This window comes from Massilia jejuensis (assembly GCF_042656795.1).
Classification (GTDB): Bacteria; Pseudomonadota; Gammaproteobacteria; order Burkholderiales; family Burkholderiaceae_D; genus Telluria; species Telluria jejuensis.
On record NZ_JBHSMS010000079.1, the window covers coordinates 1 to 18,375 of the forward strand.

At 67.3% G+C, this 18,375-nt stretch carries 16 protein-coding genes; 2 read left to right on the plus strand and 14 right to left on the minus strand.

Going from position 1 to position 18,375, the window contains the following annotated elements; genetic code table 11:
- Nucleotides 1–138 precede the first annotated feature (138 nt).
- From rlmD to ACFPOU_RS21730, 7 genes are all read right to left on the minus strand, one after another.
- The gene (gene rlmD / locus ACFPOU_RS21700) at nt 139–1,488 is read right to left on the minus strand and encodes a 23S rRNA (uracil(1939)-C(5))-methyltransferase RlmD (RefSeq protein ID WP_379726422.1); all 1,350 of its coding nucleotides are present in this window, start codon (nt 1,486–1,488) and stop codon (nt 139–141) included.
- 165 nt (nt 1,489–1,653) lie between these two features.
- Nucleotides 1,654–2,670: an RNA polymerase sigma factor RpoS gene (gene rpoS / locus ACFPOU_RS21705; RefSeq protein WP_379726425.1), complete on the minus strand. Its 1,017-nt coding sequence runs from the start codon at nt 2,668–2,670 to the stop codon at nt 1,654–1,656.
- A gap of 9 nt (nt 2,671–2,679) precedes the next feature.
- Nucleotides 2,680–3,615, minus strand: a complete 936-nt coding sequence (locus ACFPOU_RS21710) for a peptidoglycan DD-metalloendopeptidase family protein (RefSeq protein WP_379726428.1) — start codon at nt 3,613–3,615, stop codon at nt 2,680–2,682.
- Between the two features lie 27 nt (nt 3,616–3,642).
- The gene (locus ACFPOU_RS21715; protein WP_379726431.1) at nt 3,643–4,530 is read right to left on the minus strand and encodes a protein-L-isoaspartate(D-aspartate) O-methyltransferase; all 888 of its coding nucleotides are present in this window, start codon (nt 4,528–4,530) and stop codon (nt 3,643–3,645) included.
- Nucleotides 4,527–5,264: a 5'/3'-nucleotidase SurE gene (gene surE / locus ACFPOU_RS21720; protein ID WP_379726434.1), complete on the minus strand. Its 738-nt coding sequence runs from the start codon at nt 5,262–5,264 to the stop codon at nt 4,527–4,529. Before surE ends, ACFPOU_RS21715 begins: the two co-directional genes overlap by 4 nt.
- A 274-nt stretch (nt 5,265–5,538) precedes the next feature.
- Nucleotides 5,539–8,181 (minus strand): tetratricopeptide repeat protein, encoded by a 2,643-nt coding sequence (locus ACFPOU_RS21725; protein ID WP_379726437.1) that lies wholly within the window; start codon nt 8,179–8,181, stop codon nt 5,539–5,541.
- 8 nt (nt 8,182–8,189) lie between these two features.
- Complete coding sequence (locus ACFPOU_RS21730; protein ID WP_379726440.1) at nt 8,190–8,798, minus strand: toll/interleukin-1 receptor domain-containing protein; 609 nt, start codon at nt 8,796–8,798, stop codon at nt 8,190–8,192.
- Between the two features lie 179 nt (nt 8,799–8,977).
- On the opposite strand from ACFPOU_RS21730, the gene ACFPOU_RS21735 reads away from it, so the two are divergent.
- Nucleotides 8,978–9,952 (plus strand): NADPH:quinone oxidoreductase family protein, encoded by a 975-nt coding sequence (locus tag ACFPOU_RS21735; RefSeq protein ID WP_379726442.1) that lies wholly within the window; start codon nt 8,978–8,980, stop codon nt 9,950–9,952.
- Nucleotides 9,953–9,961: 9 nt separating this feature from the next.
- Here ACFPOU_RS21735 and ACFPOU_RS21740 read toward each other — a convergent pair whose 3' ends face one another.
- Complete coding sequence (locus ACFPOU_RS21740) at nt 9,962–11,995, minus strand: ATP-dependent DNA helicase (protein ID WP_379726445.1); 2,034 nt, start codon at nt 11,993–11,995, stop codon at nt 9,962–9,964.
- A gap of 28 nt (nt 11,996–12,023) precedes the next feature.
- Entirely contained in the window at nt 12,024–12,224 is a 201-nt protein-coding gene (locus ACFPOU_RS21745) for a YdcH family protein (RefSeq protein ID WP_056333185.1), read from the minus strand.
- A gap of 183 nt (nt 12,225–12,407) precedes the next feature.
- Between ACFPOU_RS21745 and ACFPOU_RS21750 the strand changes: the two genes are divergently transcribed.
- A complete protein-coding gene (locus ACFPOU_RS21750; RefSeq protein WP_379726450.1) occupies nt 12,408–13,208 on the plus strand; it encodes a PP2C family protein-serine/threonine phosphatase in 801 nt (266 codons plus the stop codon).
- Nucleotides 13,209–13,242: 34 nt separating this feature from the next.
- Here the strand turns inward: ACFPOU_RS21750 and ACFPOU_RS21755 are convergent, their stop codons facing one another.
- The 5 genes from ACFPOU_RS21755 to odhB all read right to left on the minus strand — a co-directional run bounded on the left by ACFPOU_RS21755 (nt 13,243) and on the right by odhB (nt 18,347).
- Nucleotides 13,243–13,932, minus strand: coding sequence for a hypothetical protein (locus ACFPOU_RS21755; protein ID WP_379726453.1), 690 nt, complete (start codon nt 13,930–13,932; stop codon nt 13,243–13,245).
- 16 nt (nt 13,933–13,948) lie between these two features.
- Nucleotides 13,949–15,046 carry a cell division protein ZapE gene (gene zapE, locus ACFPOU_RS21760; RefSeq protein WP_379726456.1) on the minus strand — a complete coding sequence of 366 codons (1,098 nt, stop codon included), beginning with the start codon at nt 15,044–15,046 and terminating at the stop codon, nt 13,949–13,951.
- A 137-nt stretch (nt 15,047–15,183) separates the two neighbouring features.
- Nucleotides 15,184–16,617, minus strand: a complete 1,434-nt coding sequence (gene lpdA, locus ACFPOU_RS21765; RefSeq protein WP_379726459.1) for a dihydrolipoyl dehydrogenase — start codon at nt 16,615–16,617, stop codon at nt 15,184–15,186.
- Between the two features lie 14 nt (nt 16,618–16,631).
- On the minus strand, nt 16,632–17,003 hold the full coding sequence (locus ACFPOU_RS21770; protein ID WP_379726462.1) for a PspC domain-containing protein: 372 nt from the start codon (nt 17,001–17,003) through the stop codon (nt 16,632–16,634).
- A 90-nt stretch (nt 17,004–17,093) separates the two neighbouring features.
- Nucleotides 17,094–18,347 carry a 2-oxoglutarate dehydrogenase complex dihydrolipoyllysine-residue succinyltransferase gene (gene odhB, locus ACFPOU_RS21775; protein WP_379726465.1) on the minus strand — a complete coding sequence of 418 codons (1,254 nt, stop codon included), beginning with the start codon at nt 18,345–18,347 and terminating at the stop codon, nt 17,094–17,096.
- Nucleotides 18,348–18,375 lie beyond the last annotated feature (28 nt).

Sequence of the window (18,375 nt, forward strand, 5' to 3'; positions counted from 1 at the left end):
AGGCCTTACCTCAGCGTTATACCGTACGTGTCCTCAAGAGAGACCTTAACTGAACGGCATTAGACTCGCGGGTCGGCTTTTTTGCGTCCAGGGACAGGCTTCGGTCCTGCGGCACCTTGCCCGCCTGCCCCGGCCTGGTCACGTCCCAGGCAAGTCGAATACCCCGATCGATTCAACGTGCGAGGTATGCGGGAACATGTTGACCACGCCCGCCTTCTTGAGCACATACCCGGCGCCGTTGACCAGCGCGCCGGCATCGCGCGCCAGCGTCGACGGGCTGCATGAGACGTAGACGATACGCTTCGGCAAAAACTCCGCGCGGCCAGCCGCGCGCAGCCCGGCCAGGGCCTCGGCCAGGGCAATGGCGCCATCGCGCGGCGGATCGATCAGCATGCGGTCGAAACGCCCGAGCGCCACCAGGTCTTCCGGCCTCACCTCGAACAGGTTCCGCGTATAAAAGCGTGTCTTTTCCGACAGCCCGTTGGCCCTGGCGTTTTCCAGCGCCCGCTCGCTCAGGATCGGGCTGCCTTCGATGCCGACCACTTCGCGCGCCTGCGTCGCCAGCGGCAGCGTGAAGTTGCCCAGGCCGCAGAACAGGTCGGCCACGCGGTCGTCCGGCTGGACGTCGAGCAGGCCGAGCGCCTTGTGCACGAGCGCGCGGTTGATCTGGTGGTTCACCTGGGTGAAATCGGTCGGCTTGAAGGGCATGCGCACGCCGAACTCGGGCAGCGTGTAATACAGCTCCTTGCCCAGCGGATAGAACGGGTAAACGGAATCCGGGCCCTTCGGCTGCAGCCACCACTGGATGCCCCACTCGTCGGCGAAAGCCTTGACCAGTTCCTCGTCCTTGGCGGTGAGCGGCGCCATGTTGCGCATTACCAGCGCCGTGCTTTCCTCGCCGACGGCCACTTCGATCTGCGGGACCTGGTTGTAGAGCGACATCGCGCCGATCAGTGCGCGCAGCGGCACCAGCATGGCGCCCAGCCGCGGCGGCAGGATATGGCAGAAGGTGATGTCGGCGACAAAGGCCGAGCCGCGCTCATGGAAACCGACCAGCACGGTTTCCTTCTTGGCCACCCAGCGCACCGACAGGCGCGCGCGGAAACGGTAGCCCCAGGTCGGCCCGACCATCGGGCGCATGATGTTTTCCGCCTTTACCTTCGAGATATGCCAGAGGTTGTCTTCCAGCGTGCGCCCCTTGATCGCCACCTGCGCCGTCGGTTCGAGATGCTGCATCGAGCAGCCGCCGCAGACGCCGAAATGCCGGCAGCGCGGCTCGACGCGCATCGAGGAAGCGCGCTGCAGCGTGACCATGCGGCCCGCTTCCCAGTTCTTCTTCTTGCGCTTGACCTCGTAGCTGACGCGTTCGCCCGGCAGCGCATCCTCGACGAAAACGACCTTGCCCTGGCTGCCGTCCTCGTTCTCGAGGTGGCCGACGCCGCGCGCGTCCGCGTCGAGCGACTTAATTTCAATAAAAGTTTCTTGCATTGGATAGGGGCGGGGCACAGGTCCCGCGCAGAAATCGTGAATATAGGGTGGGCGCTCCGGCCCACGCGCACGCGTGAACGGTGCAAAGCGGGTCAAGGACCGGGCCGATCGCCGCGAGCCCGCGACGGCAAGGCAGGCGCCTGACGGCTTACAAGACCGGCGGCATCATAACAAGGAATCGCGGACGACGCCACGGGCCGCCATCGCCCGCTTCAGCTTGACCAGGGCTTCCTGCTGGATCTGGCGCACGCGCTCGCGCGTCACGCCCATCTCCTCGGCCAGGGTCTCGAGCGTGGCCGGATCGTCGTTGTCCAGGCCGAAACGGCGCATCACGACCAGGCGCTGCTTGTCCGGCAGGCGCGTCAGCCAGTCGCGCACCAGCGCGGTCATTTCGTGCTGCTCGGCACGCGCATCCGGGCCGTCTTCCGGCTCGCCCGGCAGCATGTCCATCAGGCTCGAGCCGGGATCGTTGTCCAGCGGCGCATCGAGCGAGGCGGCATGCTCGGACAGGGCCAGGATGTCCTGCACCTCTTCCGGCGGGCGGCCGACCAGGCTGGCGATGTCCTCGACGCTGGCCTCCTTGCCGTCATGGTGCTGGGCTTCCAGGTGGTATTTGGCGCGCAGCACGCCATTGAGTTCGCGCACCATGTGCACCGGCAGGCGTACCGTGCGCGCCTGGTTCATGATGGCGCGCTCGATGCTCTGGCGAATCCACCAGGTGGCATAGGTGGAGAAGCGGAAGCCGCGCTCGGGCTCGAACTTGTCGATGGCGCGCATCAGGCCGATATTGCCTTCCTCGATCAGGTCGAGCAGGACGACACCGCGGTTGATATAGTGCTTGGCGATCGAGACGACGAGGCGCAGGTTGTGCTCGATCATCTTCTGGCGCGCCGCGAAGTCGCCCGCCTTGGCCAGGGTCGCGTAATGTGATTCCTGCTGGGCCGACAGCAGCGGCCGGGTGCCGATCTGGTTCAGGTAATGCTGGGTGGTATCGGTCGAGAGCTCGGCGGCGAGCACTTTCTTGAGTTCGTCGACACTGTCGACCTCGGCGACGGCGCCAGGAAGCAGCGCCCCGTCCCCGGGCACCTCGCGCTCGGCGCCGAAGCCCGCCTCGTCCGACGCGCCCTCGCCTTCCAGTTCGTCAGGCAGCTCGTCCTCCTGGGAATGCGGCGGCAGCGTCATTGGCTCTCTCTAACGGCTGGGCAAGAACCTCGACGGATCGACCGGTTTGCCCTGCTGGCGAATCTCGAAATGCAGCTTCACCGTATCGGCATCGGAATCGCCCATTTCGGCGATCACCTGGCCCTTGGCCACGTTATCGCCTTCCTTGACGACGATGGCGCGGTTGTGGGCATAGGCCGACAGCAGGCTGTTGCTGTGTTTGACGATGACGAGGTTACCATAACCTCGGATGCCGCTACCAGCGTACATTACTTTGCCGGCGCCCGCCGCCATGACTTGCTGTCCCGCGCGGCCCGCGATGTCGATACCCTTGCTCTTGCCTTCGTCGAAGGTGGCGATGATGCGCCCGTCCGACGGCCACATCCAGCTCAGCTTCTCGTCGTCGGTCGCGGTCACGGTGCTGCCGATGCGCGAGCCGTTCGCCACCACGGCGGCGTTCGCCGCGGGCGATACGGCCGCGGCGGCGGCCACGGTTTCGGCGCGCTCGCCGGCCTTGTCGCTGCGCGGCGCCTCGGCCGTGTCTTCGCCGTAGGCCTTCTTGTCGGCACGCGGCGTGGTCTTGCGGGGTACCACCGGACGGCTGTCGGGCGGCATCGGCACCGGCTGGGTCACGACGGCGGTGCTGGCGGGGCGCTCGTTCGGCACGACCCGCAACACCTGGCCGACCTTGATATCGTCCGGGTCGGCCAGGTTGTTCCAGGTAACCAGGTCGCGGTAGCTCTGGCCATGGTCGAAGGCAATGCGCAGCAGCGTGTCGCCGCGCCGCACGGTATAGGTGCCCTTGGCATCCTGGCGCGGTTCTTCCGTGCGCACCGGCGCCACGCGCGGCTTGGAGGGGGAGCCAACGGGACGCTCGATGACCGGCGCCTGGCGGGAAGTGGTGGTACAGCCGGCAACCAGGCCGAGCATGAGGGTCAGCAGGACTGAACGGGGTGTTAGTTTCATTCTCATCTAAAATTTATTTTGCAGCGCTCAAGCGGTGCCCGGCCGCAATGGCACGAAATGGCAGGCTTCCAGGGTTTCGCTGGTCCACTCCGACTTGCCGGTGCGGGTGATGCGCTGCAGATGTTGAACCTGGCCGCCGACGGGGGCCACCAGGCGCGCGCCAATGGCGAGCTGTTCAAGCAGGGCGCGCGGTACTTCCATCCCCGCCGCGGCGAGGATGATACCGTCGAATGGCGCAACCTGTGCGAGCCCGAGCATACCATCTCCGTAGTGCAAACGCAGGTTGGACAGGCGCAGCGAGCGCAGATTGGCCTTGGCAAGCTCATGCAGGGGCTTGATGCGCTCGATCGAATACACGTCTTGCGCGACCCGCGCCAGCACGGCCGCCTGGTAGCCGCAACCGGTGCCGATCTCGAGGACGCGGTTCATGGTTTTGCCGTCGGGCACGGCTTCGCGCATTGCCTCGATCATGCGCGCCACGATATACGGCTGGGAAATCGTCTGGTGATGGCCGATCGGCAGCGAGGCGTCGATATACGCCTGGCTCGACAGTGCCGGCTCGATGAACAGGTGGCGCGGCACCGCTTCGAGCGCGGCCAGCACCAGCTGGTCGCGCACGCCCTGCCCCGCGACGCGCGCGACCATGGCGCGGCGGATCGCCGCCGTCGCCATCAGGTCCGAGCGCTGCGCGGTCGGAATGCTTTGCGTGGGCGAAGCCGCATAGCCCGGCGGCTTGGGGCCGGGCTGGGGCGTGCGCGGCGGCTGGGAGCCGCCGATGGCATGCGCGGCGTTCCGGGTCGCGGTCTGGGGCGTGGCCACCGGTGCCGGCGTCCCCGGCTTGCGCGCGCCCCCGGTCACCGACGACAGCGGCAAAGGGAAGGTGCTGCGCTCCGGATGCTTGGTGCGGTCGTTCATGCCAGCCCCTGCGCCAGCAAGGCAAGCTGGGTCTTGTGCGTCAAGTCGACTTGCAGCGGGGTGATCGAAACCTGCCCCTGCAAGGTGGCGTGGAAATCGGTGCCTTCGCCGGCATCGCGGCAGGCACCCGGGGCGCCGATCCAGAAAATCTCGCGGCCGCGCGGATCTTGCGAGCGGATCACGGGCTCGGCCTGGTGGCGGCGTCCGAGGCGGGTCGGGGTCAGGGGGCCGAGCGCCTCGTAGGGCAGGTTCGGAATGTTCACGTTCAGCAAATACGGCGACGGCAACATGTCGAAACGGCGCTGCACCACGTCGCGCGCGACGCGGGCGGCGGAATCGAGGTGCTCCCAGCCGTGGTTGACCTGCGAAAAAGCGATGGCCGGGATGCCAAACAGGAAAGCTTCGGTTGCGGCGGCAACAGTGCCGGAATACAGGGTGTCGTCGCCCATGTTCTGGCCGTTGTTGATGCCGGAGACGACCAGGTCGGGCGGTGCGTCGCCCATGCCGGTGAGGGCGATGTGGACGCAGTCGGTGGGCGTGCCGTTGACAAAATAAAACCCGTTGGGAGCGCGCGTGACCGTCAGCGGACGGTCGAGCGATAGCGAGTTCGACGCGCCCGAGCGGTTGCTGTCGGGCGCGACCACGATGATTTCGGCGATGCTCGCCAGGGCATCGGCCAAGGCGTTGATACCAGGGGCGAGATAGCCGTCGTCGTTACTGATAAGAATTCGCATCCGGGGATTTTACCTGAAGCAACGCTTTTAACGCGCATTCGGGGGAGATAATTTCTCAGCCGTGGGGCATAACGAAGCTGCAACAAAACCAAGCTACGCCCCGCCGCCCCGTCCGTCAAGCCGGCACCGCGGCGTTGTCGCGAGACGACGCAAGGCTAGTGTGAGGCGCCGGGCGGGCCGTCGACGCCGGTGCGGCCGCCGCGTGACGGCGCACCGCACGACCGCGCTTGCCAGTCATTACCCGAGGCTTCCTCCTGCCTGCAAGAATAGGGTCTCAGCGCAAGGCAAGCGGGCGGCCGCCGGCGGCTTCGATCAGCGCGCCTTCGAGCGACGCGACCTCGTCTTCGGCGAAGGCCAACAGCGCATCCTTGTCGCCGGCATCCTGGTAGACCTGCTTGATCAGCCCCACTCCGCGCCGCCGCAGCGGCTGGGCGACCGTCGGCCGCAGGATCGTCTCGCGCAGGCTGTCGGCCAGCTGGCGCGCCTCGCGCGCGCGTCCGCCTTCGACCAGCTTGTGCAATTGGGAAAGCTTGTGTTCGAGCGGTTCGAACGACGCCGACTGGCCGGGTCCGGCCCGCCCCGGCGCCGGGCGCCCCGCGCCCATGGCACCGGGCACCGCGTCGCGCGGCGCAAAGTCGCCCGGCGCGGCGGCGCCCGGCGCGGCGGCGCCCGGCGCATCATGCAGGCCGGCCGACATCGCGCGCAGCTGCAGCAGGCGGTTGCCGCCCTCCTCCACGCTTTGCTCGAGACGGCGCGCGGCGGCGCTGTTGCCCTGGCTGGACAGGGTCTGGGCCAGCATCTGTTTGCTGCGCAGGGTTTCATGGTCGTCCATGCCGCGCAGGCGTTCGTGCAGGCTGACCACGTGCTGCTGCAGCCGGCGCGCTTCTTCCAGTTCGCCCTGCTGGCTGAGCGTGCTGGCCAGGCGCAGCAGCACGCCGAGCGTGTCGGGATGCTCCGAGCCGAGGCGGCGCTCGCGCGCCATGGCGAGCGATTGCTGCATGTCGCGCACCGCACCCAGGTCGCCCTGGGCGGCGAAGATCTCGGCCAGCGCCTCGCGCGCCTGCAGGGTGAGGGCGGCGTCGGCCCCGGCCAGGCGTTCGCGCACCCGCACCACGCTCTCCTGCAGCTTGCGCGCGTTGCCGAGGTCGCCCATGTCGCGCAGCAGCGTGGCCAGCTGCTGGGTGCAGCGCAGCGTGTCTTCATGCTCGGTGCCGAGCACGCGCTGGCGTCCCTCCAGCACCCGTTCGTAGAGCATGCGCGCGCGCGAATATTCGCCCTGCAGCGCCAGCGTGCGCGCCTGGCCCGCCACGGCCTCGAGCGTGGCGATGTGGTCCGGGCCGTACAGGCGCTCGCAGGCGTCGAGCACGGCGTCGTGCAGGGCAAGCGCCGGGCCGAACTCGTCCTGGCACGCCAGGGTGGCGGCCAGGCCCGAGCGTGCCGCCAGGGTCTCCGGATGGTCGGCGCCGGCCGCGCTCAGGCAGTGTTCGAGCAGCACTTCATACTGCGCGCGCGCTTCGGCCAGCCGCCCGCTGTCGCGCAGGACGGCGGCCAGCGCGGCGCGGCTGGCGCGGGTATCCGGATGGGCGTCGCCCAGCAGGCGCTGGCGCAGCACGGCGCTCTCGGCGAAGCAGTCGCAGGCGCCCTGCAGGCGCGCGCCGTGCAGGTAGAGTTCGCCCAGGCGCAGCAGCTCGCGGGCCAGCAGCACGGCGTTCGGATCGAGGGCCGGGGACGCGCCGCCGTGCCTGGCGCCGGCGGCCAGGCGCACGCGCGCGGCGTCGACCGCCTCGACCAGCTCGATCTCCAGGCGCGACTGCCACGGGAAGCGCCCCGCCGCCGCCCAGCCGAGCAGCGCCTCGATGGCGCGCGTCTGCGACAGGCGGTCGCCGTCGCGTTCGGGCAGCGCGCCCAGGTGCTGGGCGGCGCCGGCCGCCAGCGCGCCGTGCAGCTGGACTTCGTCGAGATAGCTGTCGAGCGAGAGCTGGGACAGGCCGTAGCAGTCGCGCAGCAGCTGTTCGAGCCGGGGCTGGTAGCCGGTGACGCCCTTCTGCGGGTCGCCCCGGCGCCACAGCATGCGGCGTTCCGGGTCGAAGCCGTCGACCCCGCAGGGCACCGGATAGACGAGCAGCGGGCGCTGGGCTTCCTCGTGGCTGCAGCGGTACTCGATGGCGCGCGTGACGACGCCCGCCAGCCCATCGAGGCTGCGCCCGTTCGGCGTGAACAGGCCGACCAGGCGGTCGGGCAGCAGCGTGGTGCAGACGCTCACGGCCGCCGAACGCCCGCCGCGGCAGTCGATGAGCACATGGCGGAAGTGGCGCGCGAGATGGGCCGCGAAGGCGCGGTACAGTGCCGGACAGGTCGCGAACAGGCCGTCCCAGTCCATGCGGTCGGCGCGCTCGCCGAAGCTGTCGTCGAAACAGCCGGCGCGCATCAGGTAGAGCGTGCGGCCCTGGTCGACGCGCTCGACATAGGCTTCCCAGTCGATGGCGTCGAGCACCAGCCGGGCGCGCTCCTCGTGGTCGTCGCCCCCGGTGCGGCCCAGGGCCTTGAGCTGCTCGCGGCAGGCTTCGAAGTATTCGAGCAGGCCGGGACGCGAGGACGGGGGCCGGGACCCGGGCCGTGCCGGCTCGTGCCGTGCGGGAGCGGTGCGTGCGCCGCCCGCGCGCGCGCCGCCGCGGTCGTCGTCGGTGCGCGCTCCGTCGTAACGCTCGTCGCGGCTCGGAAACAGGTGGTGCAGGCCCGGCGCCTCGGTGTCCCAGTCGATCATCAGCACCGGGGTCGTCGCATTCGCACGGCCGGCCAGCAGCACGGCGCTGTCGGCCAGCGCGATGCTGCGCGCGGCGCCGCTCTCGAAGGAATAGAAGGTGGTGACTTCGCCGGAACCGCCGATCGGCGGCAGCGTCAAACGGTTAATTTCCATGGAGCTCCTCATTTTTTTGGGAAAGTGAGATCCGGGACGGCACGCCACTCCGGTGGGACATCGGGGAGCACGAATTGGTTGCAGTCATGCCCGGGCGGCATGTAGATTTTCTGGTACTGGTAGTGCGTGGCGATCCGTTTCACCATCTTGCCGATATCGGGCAAAAAATCCGGATTCGATTTCAGGTCGGCCGTGGCCATCGTGTAATGGGAAAAATCGACGTAGAAGGACGAGGTGGCGATCTGCGGCGGCAGCCGGTCCGGGTGCTGGGTCATGACGACCGGGATGATCAGGTGGCTGGGCAGCGTGTACCACTGGCTGCGCTCGGCCTCGATCCGGCGCATGGCCTCGTATTCGCGCCGCGTATAGGCGTGCGCCTCGTACTTCGGGGTGTAGATCAGGACCATGCACACGCTCTCGCACATCGCGCGCGCGATTTTGCTGTCGAGGTCGTCTCCGCCGCCGAGCTGTTCGGTGTCGACGAAGAGTTCGTCCTCGTTGTCGAAATAGGGTTCGAGATAGCAGTGCAAGGCCTCCGCCAGCGCCGTCTTGAAGCGCTGCATCAAGGCGTGCTTTCCGTGGGCGTAACTGAAGAAACAGCCGTACCGAATCGCCATTGCCATTCCCCCAGTCAAGGCGCCGCCGGCCGCAGGCGCATCCATCACTCTAGCGCCGTGTTCTCTCATCATTTTGCGGACGCACAAACGCGTCAGCCACGCGGGGGCATTGCCAATATTTCGATTCCGTGAGGCATAATCTTAAAGAACCGGCAAGCAAACCAACCGAAGGAGATGGGATGAAAGCGATCGTATGCAAGGATTGGGGTCCGCCAGACAACCTGGAAGTGCAGGATCTGCCCGACCTGGTGCCGGGTCCGGGCCAGGCCGTGGTCGACGTGCGCGCGGCCGGCGTGAATTTTCCCGACGTGCTGACGGTGCAGGGCAAATACCAGGTGCGTCCGCCGCTGCCTTTCACGCCGGGTAACGAATTCGCCGGCGTGGTGCGCGCCCTGGGCGAGGGCGTGAGCGGCCTGGCCGTCGGCGACCGCGTGATCGGCTTCACCCAGACCGGCGCTTTTGCCGAGCAGGTGCTGGCGCCCGCCGCCGTGCTGATGCCGATGCCGCCCGGGATGGACTTCGCTACCGCCGCGGCGATCACCCTCACCTACGGCACCTCGCACCACGCCGTGGTCGACCGCGCCCGACTGCAGGCCGGCGAGACGATGCTGGTACTGGGCGCGGCCGGCGGCGTCGGGCTGGCGGCGATCGAGATCGGCAAGGCCCTCGGCGCGCGCGTGATTGCGGCCGCTTCGAGCGCGGAAAAGCTGGACGTCTGCCGCGCGCACGGGGCGGACGTGCTGATCGACTACACGCGCGAGGACCTGCGCGAGGCGCTCAAGGCGGCCACCGGCGGCAAGGGTCCGGACGTGATCTACGATCCGGTCGGCGGGCCCTACAGCGAACCGGCGCTGCGCTCGATCGCCTACCGCGGGCGCCACCTGGTGGTCGGTTTCGCCGCCGGCGACATTCCGAAACTGCCGTGGAACCTGATGCTGCTGAAAAGCGCCTCGGTGGTCGGCGTGTTCTGGGGCGATTTCGCACGCCGCGAGCCGCAGGCGAACCTGGCGGCAATGCGCGAGATGCTGGGCTGGATGGCGCAAGGCAAACTCAAGCCGCTGGTGTCGAAGCGCTATGCCCTGGCCGAGACGGCGCAGGCATTGAACGACATGGCCGCGCGCAAGGTGACGGGCAAGGTCGTGATCGTGCCGTAGGCCGGAGGTTTAGTGCGCCGCCGGCCGGAAGAACGCCAGCACCTCTTCCTGCACCCGCGTGCGCTTGAACGGCGGCAGGCTCTGCCAGATCCGCCGTCCATACGGCTTGCTGATCAGGCGCGGATCGCAAATCATCAGCACGCCGCGGTCGTCGACGTCGCGGATCAGGCGCCCCGCGCCCTGCTTCAGGGTGATGATCGCCTCCGGCAACTGGTGGTGCATGAAACCGTTCATGCCCTGCTTTTCCATCACCTCGATGCGCGCCGCCAGCACCGGATCGTCGGGCGGGGCGAACGGCAGCTTGTCGATGATGACCAGCGAAAGCGCTTCGCCGCGCACGTCGACGCCCTCCCAGAAGCTCTGGCTGCCCACCAGCACGGCGTTACCGGCATTGCGGAACGAGTCGAGCAACTCGGTGCGGCCACGCTCGCCCTGCACGAACAGCGGGTATTCCAGGCCGCGCTCGGCGAATTCGGTGCGCAGACGCTCGGCGACGCGGTTCACGGCGCGAATCGTCGTGCACAGGAAGAAGGTGCGTCCGCCAGCCGCTTCGATCACCGGCAGGGCGGCGTCGACGACGGCGTCGGTATAGCCCATCGAATTCGGTTCCGGCATGCCGGTCGGCACATACAGCAGGCCCTGGTCGCCGTAGTTGAACGGACTCGGCCAGGTGCGCGCCGGTTCGCCGGTCAAGCCCATCTGGTCGGCAAAGTGCTTGAAGTCGTTCTTCACCGCCAGCGTCGCGGACGTGAAGATCCAGGTGCGCGGCGTGCCTTCGCGCTGGCTCTGGAAAATCGGCGCGATCGACAGCGGCGTCTTGTGCAGCTGCAGCGAGGATGCGAAGGCTTCGACCCACAGCACGGCCGCCTGGTCGGCGTCGACCGCTTTTCCCTTCGCATCGGCCTTCCAGGCGTCGAAGGCCGCTTTCAGCTCGACCGCGCGCACGCGGCAGGCTTCCAGGGTTTCGGCGCGCTGGGCTTGCTCTTCGAGCACGCCGATCATGCCGTCGAGCTCCTCCTTCAGCGTCTGCAGCGCCGGGAAGAAGGCGGAGCCAGCCGGTACCTGCGGCAGCGACATGCGCGTGCCGCCTTCCGGGAAGGTCAGGCGCAGGTCGCGCGCGGCCTTTTCGACCACGGTCACGACCTTGGCCCAGTCCGGACCGCGCGCATGCGCCAGGCCTTCGGCCAGCACGTCGCGGCACAGCTCGAGCACCTGCGAGGTCGAGACCGACTGGCCGAAGAACAGCGTCGCCGTATCCGGCAGCTGGTGCGCCTCGTCGAAGATGATGGTGTTGGCCGAGGGCAGCAGCTCGGCCACGCCGGTGTCTTTCAAGGCCACGTCGGCGAAGAACAGGTGGTGATTGACCACGACCACGTCCGCCTGCTGCGCTTCCCGGCGCGCCTTCATCACGAAGCAGTCCTGGTAGTACTGGCACTCCGCGCCCATGCAGGTATCGCGCGTGGACGTGACGAGGTTCCAGACCGAGGCGTTCTCGGGCACCCTGGCCAGTTCGGCCTTGTCGCCGGAACCGGTCATCTTGATGAAGCGCGAAATCTCGCGCAGGTGGCCGACGTCGTCGCGCGAGCTCAGGCGGCCGTTCTGCAGCGTGCGTTCGAGGTGATAATGGCAGACGTAGTTCGAACGGCCCTTGAGCAGCGCGACCGAGACCGGCGCCTTCAAGGCCTTGCGGATGGTCGGGATATCGCGCAAGAACAATTGATCCTGCAAGTTCTTGGTGCCGGTCGAGACGATGGTCTTGCCGCCCCAGAGCAGCGCCGGCACCAGGTAGGCGAAGGTCTTGCCGGTGCCGGTGCCGGCCTCGGCCATCAGGACTTGCTGGCCTTCGATCGCGCTGGCGATGGCTTTCGCCATCTCGGTCTGCGAGGTGCGCGGCTTGAACGTGCCGACGGCGGGCGCGAGCGGGCCGCCGATCCCGAACAGGCGCTCGAGCTCGGCATCGTACTTGCCCGCCGGTTCTCGGGGAGTGTCATCGGCAGGCAGGCCGGCGCCGGCGGCGCCGGGCACGGGAAGGTGATCGGTCAAGGTCAACGTTTCGGTGATGCGAAGGCAATCAGGCCGGCACGTCCGGCACGAGTTGCATTTTCAGCAAGGTGATATGGTCTTTCAGCTGCAGTTTACGCTTTTTCAGGCGGCGCAGCTGGAGCTGGTCGGCATGACCGTCCGCCGTCAGCATGGCAATGACGGCGTCCAGGTCGCGGTGTTCGACGTCGAGTTCAATAATGCGGCGCTGGATGTCTTGGACATCGGTCATGATGGCGGTTCCAAACGAGTTTTTCAACGACGAAGGTGGGATGGCGGCGGGACAGGAGAAACAACTGTACCTGGATGAAGCTTACGGCTTGCAACGGGGATGCTTCTCGGTGCATAGTTTAATCTAGAGCGTCGTTGCCGCCAACAAAGATCGGCCCCTGAGCCACGGAAAGCATCAAAGTTTATGAATCTCTTCAAGATCGAGGCGGGTACCGCGCAGCACATCGGTAACCGTCCGCGACAAAACGACCGGGTCGCCCTCTTCACCGGCGCGCGTGCGCCCGGCCACGTGCTGGCGATCCTGTCCGACGGCCTGCACGGCCCGGCCGGCGCCGAGCAGGTGCTGCACACGGCCAGGCAGGTCTTCGACAGCTTCAAGCCGGGCGATACGGCGAACCCCGAGCGCCTGGCCCAGCTGCTGCGCGACATCGTGCAGGAAACCCATCTGGTCATCAAGATGAATGCCGTCACCACCGGCGAGGAAGCCCACGCCAGTTTCGTGGGACTGCTGCTGTCGCCGCACGGCGAAGCGGTCTGGGCCCATGTGGGCGACTCGCGCCTGTACCGCTTCGCGGACGGCGAGCCGGTCCTGCGCACCAACGACGACGCCTATATCGAGCACCTGGTCGGCACCGACAAGCTCGCGCTCGACGCGGCGCGCAATCACCGGCGCTCGAAAATCCTGCTCAATGTGCTGGGCAACAGCCGCAAGGAACCGTTCGTGACGGTCGGCTGGCAGATGGGCATGGCGCCGGGCGATCAGTTCCTGCTCTGCTCGGACGGCCTGTGGCATTTCTTTACCGACGCGGAGCTGGGCGCGGCACTGGCCAGGTCGACGCCGCGCCAGGCATCGGAGATGCTGATCAACAAGGCGGCCGAGCGCTCGCAGGGCAAGGGGGGAAACTGCTCGATGGCGATCGTGAAGCTGGTGAAAGCGCTGCCCGAAGGCACGGGCGTATTCGGGATCGGGCCGGGCCGAGGCTGAGCGCGGGCCTGCCTGCCCGCGCCGCGCGGCTGCCCTACTTCGCCGGAACGGGCGGCTGCCCGGCGGCGGCCTTGTCTTTTTCCGCTTGTTCGGCGGCGCGCTTGGCGGCGCGTTCGGCCTTGCGCCGGGCCACTTCGCGCTGGCGCTCTTCGGACTTGCGTTTGCGCTCTTCGAAGGCGGCGGCGTTCGCGGCCCGGGTGGCGGCGTCCGCCGGCGCGGCCGCCGCTTCCTGGGCGGCGCGCGCGTCGCGGCGCGCGACGCGGCCGGGGACCGAGGACCCACGCGGCGGCGGCGCCGGGCTGACCGTCTTCGGCGCGGCCGGCGGCTGGGCGGCGGTGGCGGCTTCCTCGGCCTGGAATTTCGCTTCGGCCTCGGCCATCGCCTTGTCGCGCTCCTCGACCTTGTTCTTGCGCTTGAAGTATTCGGCTTCGACCTCGATCTCGCGCTGGGCGGCCAGCGCCAGGCGGCGGCGCTCGTTCGCCTCGTCGAGACAGTTGTTCACAAAAAATTTCTCGTAGCAGAGCACCTCGCGTTCGGCATAGCGCGCCGCGATCGCGGCGCGCTCGGCCGCGACCGCGGCCAGGCGCTCGTCGGCCTGGGCCACCGAGGTGGTCGGCGCGAGCGCCCTGGCAACGGGCGCGGGACCCTTCGATGCGCAGGCAGCCACGAGGCTGGCCGCGAGAAGCGCGCCGGCATGGCGCAACATGGACTGTGCTCTGGTCATTTGTCTTCCTGTATTGTCAAGCAATGGCGTCGGCCGCGCCGCGCCGTTCGGCCAGCATGTATTCGCGCGACTGCATCTCGATGATACGCGAGACGGTACGGTGGAATTCGTTCGCCAGCATACCCTGGGTGTAGAGCTGTTCGGGCGCGACCGCGGCGGACATGATCAGCTTGACCTTATGGTCGTAGAACACGTCGACCAGCCAGGTAAAGCGGCGCGCTTCGGACGACTGGCCGGCCGACATCGCCGGAATGCCCGACAGGATCACGGTATGGAAGCGCGTGGCCAGCTCCAGGTAGTCGTTCTGCGAGCGCGGGCCGCCGCAGAGCGTGGCGAAGTCGAACCAGATCACGCCGCCCGCATGGCGCAGTGCGCGGATCTCGCGGTTCTCGATGTGCACGATCGGACTCTGGTCGGCGGTGTCGGCCACTTTCGCATACGCCTCGCGCAGCAGGCGGTCGGACGTCGCGTTGAGCGGCGTGTAATAGGCCTGCACCTGCTCCAGGGCGCGCTTGCGGTAGTCGTTGCCGGCGTCGACGTTGAGCACGTCGAGCTTGTCCTTCAGCAGCGCGATCGTCGGCAGCATGCGGTCGCGGTGCAGGCCGTCCGGATACAGCGTGGACGGTTCGTAGTTGGAGGTCATCACGAACGACACGCCGTTGTTGAACAGGGCCGTGAGCAGGTTGTACAGGATCATCGCGTCGGCGATGTCGGAGACGTGGAATTCGTCGAAGCAGATCAGGCGGTGTTTCCTGGCGATGCGTTTCGCCACTTCGTCGAGCGGATCGGCCACGCCCTTGAGTTCGTCGAGCTGGCCGTGCACGGCGCGCATGAATTCGTGGAAGTGCAGGCGCGTCTTGCGCACCACCGGGACCACGGAATAGAAGGAGTCCATCAGGAAGGACTTGCCGCGCCCCACCCCGCCCCACATGTAGACGCCGCGGGGCACGTCCGGCCGGTTGAGGAAACGCTTGAAAGCGGACGACCGCTGGGCCTTGTACTGGACCCAGTCGTCGTACGCCTGCTGGAGACGGTCGACCGCGGCCTGCTGGGCCGGATCGGAAGTGAAGCCGCGTTCGGCGAGGGCGTGCTGGTAATACTCTTGGACGTTCATGCAATGCAATCGTGAAAAAGCAGGGTGGACGGGTCGCCCTCCACCCGTTCACCCCACCGCTGCAAGCCGCACGGCGGCCCGTCCGGGCGAAGTGAACGGGTGGACGGGAGAGCCGTCCACCCCACGGTGCAACCTACTTAAAAGTTCAGCGAACGCTTGTCCACCGCCAGCGCCGCTTCCTTCACGGCTTCCGACAGCGACGGGTGCGCATGGCAGATGCGGGCGATGTCTTCGGACGAGGCCTTGAATTCCATCGCGACGACCGCTTCCGAGATCAGTTCCGAGGCGACCGGGCCGACGATGTGCACGCCCAGGATTTCGTCGGTCGCGGCGTCGGCCAGGAATTTCACCATGCCCGACGTGTCGCCCAGCGCGCGCGCGCGGCCGTTGGCCATGAACGGGAAGGTGCCGGCCCTGTAGGCCACGCCGTCGGCCTTGAGCTGCTGCTCGGTCTTGCCGACCCACGCGATTTCCGGCGAGGTGTAGATCACCCAGGGAATCGTGTTGAAGTTGACATGGCCGTGCTGGCCGGCGATACGCTCGGCGACCGCGACGCCCTCTTCCTCGGCCTTGTGCGCCAGCATCGGGCCGCGCACGACATCGCCGACCGCCCACACGCCCGGCAGGCTGGTGCGGCATTCGTCGTCGACGATCACGAAACCGCGCTCGTCGAGCTGCAGGCCGACCGATTCGCCATTCAGGCCGATCGTGTTGGGCACGCGGCCGATCGAGATGATCAGGCGGTCGAACGTCGCCACCTGCTCGGCGCCGCTACTGTCGGCGTAGGCGACGGTGACGTCGTTCTCGCCTTTGGTGATCGCGCCGATCTTGCAGCCCAGGTTGATCTTCAGGCCCTGCTTGATGAACAGCTTGTGCGCTTCCTTGGCGATCTGCTCGTCGACCGCACCGAGGAAGGTCGGCAGGCCCTCCAGCACGGTGACGTCGGCGCCGACGCGGCGCCACACGGAGCCCATTTCCAGGCCGATGACGCCGGCGCCGATCACGCCGAGCTTGCCCGGCACGGCTTCGATGGCGAGTGCGCCGGCGTTCGACAGGATCAGCTTCTCGTCGAATTCCGCGCCCGGCAGCTGGCGTGCGTTCGAACCGGTGGCGACGACCACGTTCTTCGCCGTCAGCGTGTCGACCGTCGGACCGGTGACGTCGATGGTGTAGCCGCCATCGAGCTTGCCGGCGAAGGCGCCGCGGCCGTGGAAGAAGGTGACCTTGTTCTTCTTGAACAGGAACAGGATGCCGTCGTTGTTTTGCTTGACGATGACGTCCTTGCGCTTGAGCATTTGCGGCAGGTTCAGTTCCAGGCCCGACACGTCGATGCCGTGCTCGGCGAAGGCGTGGCCGGCGTGCTCGAAGTGTTCCGAGGACTGCAACAAGGCTTTCGACGGGATGCAGCCGACGTTGGTGCAGGTGCCGCCCGGGGCCGGCTTGCCGGCCGCGTTGCTCCACTCGTCGATACAGGCGACCTTGAAGCCCAGCTGGGCCGCGCGGATGGCCGCGATATAGCCGCCGGGACCGCCGCCGATGACAACGACGTCGAATTGTTTTTCGTTACTCATGAATGATTCCTTATTTATTCTTCTGGAACAAAAATCCACAGCAGGAGATAGACCAGCGCGCCGAAGCCGGAAGTAAGAATGGTGAACACGGCAAAGACCAGGCGCCAGACCCAGGCATCCATGCCCAGGGTGCCGGCCAGGCCGCCGCAGACGCCGCCCAGCCAGCGGTCGGCGCGCGAACGGCGCAGCGCGCCGAAGTTGCTCACCCCGGGCCTGGGCCGGACACCGCCGCCGTTGCCGGTGGGGCCGCCATCCTTGTCCAGGTTGATGCGCTCGCCTGCCGGGGCGCCGGCCAGGACTTTTGCCTTGGCCCGTTCGAATTCGTCGAGGGTCAGCGCGCCGGCCTGGTGCAGTTCATGCAAACGCCGGATTTCATCGGAGATCATGGTGGTCCTCCCAATGGTGGGGTAGACGCGCCGCAAAACGGGCGCGTCCACCTCCTGATATGACGTCTACGACAGCAAATTACAACGCGCTTACAGGTCCAGCAGCAGGCGCGCCGGATCTTCCAGCGCATCCTTCATCGCGACCAGGCCCAGCACGGCTTCGCGGCCGTCGATGATGCGATGGTCGTAGGACATCGCCAGGTAGTTCATCGGACGGATGACGATCTGGCCGTTTTCGACGACGGCGCGGTCCTTGGTCGCGTGCACGCCCAGGATCGCCGACTGCGGCGGGTTGATGATCGGGGTCGACAGCATCGAGCCGAAGGTGCCGCCGTTCGAGATCGAGAAGGTACCGCCCGACAGGTCTTCCAGGGTCAGCTTGCCTTCCTTGGCTTTCTGGCCGAATTCACCGATCTTCTTTTCGATCTCGGCAATCGACATCTGGTCGGCGTTGCGCAGGATCGGCACCACCAGGCCGCGCGGCGAACCGACCGCGATACCGATGTCGAAGTAGCCGTGGTAGACGATGTCGTTGCCGTCGACCGAAGCGTTCAGGATCGGGTACTTCTTCAGCGCGGCAACGGCGGCCTTGACGAAGAAGGACATGAAGCCCAGCTTGACGCCGTGTTCTTTCTCGAACTTGTCCTTGTACTTGGCGCGCAGGTCCATCACCGGGGCCATGTTCACTTCGTTGAAGGTGGTCAGGATGGCGTTGGTCGACTGCGATTGCAGCAGGCGCTCGGCGATACGGGCGCGCAGGCGGCTCATCGGCACGCGCTCTTCCGGACGGTCGCCCAGCTGCGCGACCGGCGCGGCAACCTGCTGCAGGGCGGGCCTGGCGGCTGCCGGTGCCGGCGCCGCTGCCGCCGGCTTGTTCGCCACGGCGGCCAGGGCGTCGCCCTTGGTCACGCGGCCGTCGCGGCCCGAGCCGTCCATGCCGGCGGCGCTCATGTTGTTGTCAGCCAGGATCTTGGCCGCGGCAGGCATCGGCACGCCCGCCATCGCACCGGCGGCGGCCGGTGCCGCGGCCGGCTGTTCGATCGCGGCGTTCGGCGCGGCCGACGGCAGGGCCTTCACTTCCAGCGGGCTGACCTGGGCCGACGCTTCGGTATCGATGATCGCGATGGTTTCGCCGGCGACGACGGTGGCGCCGTCGGCCTTGAGCAGCTGCACGATCACGCCGGCGCTCGGGGCCGGCAGTTCGAGGACCACCTTGTCGGTTTCGATGTCGATCATGTTCTCGTCACGGCTGACCGGCTCGCCCACTTTCTTGTGCCACGACAGCAGCGTCGCTTCAGCGACCGATTCCGACAACTGGGGGACCTTGACTTCGATTTGTGCCATGTAAAACTCCGTTTGATTATTCTGTTTC

What these genes read in the sequence shown, in the direction of transcription:
- rlmD (WP_379726422.1), bottom strand. Translation starts at nt 1,488, where the DNA reads ATGCAAGAAACTTTTATTGAAATTAAGTCGCTCGACGCGGACGCGCGC.
- rpoS (WP_379726425.1), bottom strand. Translation starts at nt 2,670, where the DNA reads ATGACGCTGCCGCCGCATTCCCAGGAGGACGAGCTGCCTGACGAACTG.
- ACFPOU_RS21710 (WP_379726428.1), bottom strand. Translation starts at nt 3,615, where the DNA reads ATGAAACTAACACCCCGTTCAGTCCTGCTGACCCTCATGCTCGGCCTG.
- ACFPOU_RS21715 (WP_379726431.1), bottom strand. Translation starts at nt 4,530, where the DNA reads ATGAACGACCGCACCAAGCATCCGGAGCGCAGCACCTTCCCTTTGCCG.
- surE (WP_379726434.1), bottom strand. Translation starts at nt 5,264, where the DNA reads ATGCGAATTCTTATCAGTAACGACGACGGCTATCTCGCCCCTGGTATC.
- ACFPOU_RS21725 (WP_379726437.1), bottom strand. Translation starts at nt 8,181, where the DNA reads ATGGAAATTAACCGTTTGACGCTGCCGCCGATCGGCGGTTCCGGCGAA.
- ACFPOU_RS21730 (WP_379726440.1), bottom strand. Translation starts at nt 8,798, where the DNA reads ATGGCGATTCGGTACGGCTGTTTCTTCAGTTACGCCCACGGAAAGCAC.
- ACFPOU_RS21735 (WP_379726442.1), top strand. Translation starts at nt 8,978, where the DNA reads ATGAAAGCGATCGTATGCAAGGATTGGGGTCCGCCAGACAACCTGGAA.
- ACFPOU_RS21745 (WP_056333185.1), bottom strand. Translation starts at nt 12,224, where the DNA reads ATGACCGATGTCCAAGACATCCAGCGCCGCATTATTGAACTCGACGTC.
- ACFPOU_RS21750 (WP_379726450.1), top strand. Translation starts at nt 12,408, where the DNA reads ATGAATCTCTTCAAGATCGAGGCGGGTACCGCGCAGCACATCGGTAAC.
- ACFPOU_RS21755 (WP_379726453.1), bottom strand. Translation starts at nt 13,932, where the DNA reads ATGACCAGAGCACAGTCCATGTTGCGCCATGCCGGCGCGCTTCTCGCG.
- zapE (WP_379726456.1), bottom strand. Translation starts at nt 15,046, where the DNA reads ATGAACGTCCAAGAGTATTACCAGCACGCCCTCGCCGAACGCGGCTTC.
- lpdA (WP_379726459.1), bottom strand. Translation starts at nt 16,617, where the DNA reads ATGAGTAACGAAAAACAATTCGACGTCGTTGTCATCGGCGGCGGTCCC.
- ACFPOU_RS21770 (WP_379726462.1), bottom strand. Translation starts at nt 17,003, where the DNA reads ATGATCTCCGATGAAATCCGGCGTTTGCATGAACTGCACCAGGCCGGC.
- odhB (WP_379726465.1), bottom strand. Translation starts at nt 18,347, where the DNA reads ATGGCACAAATCGAAGTCAAGGTCCCCCAGTTGTCGGAATCGGTCGCT.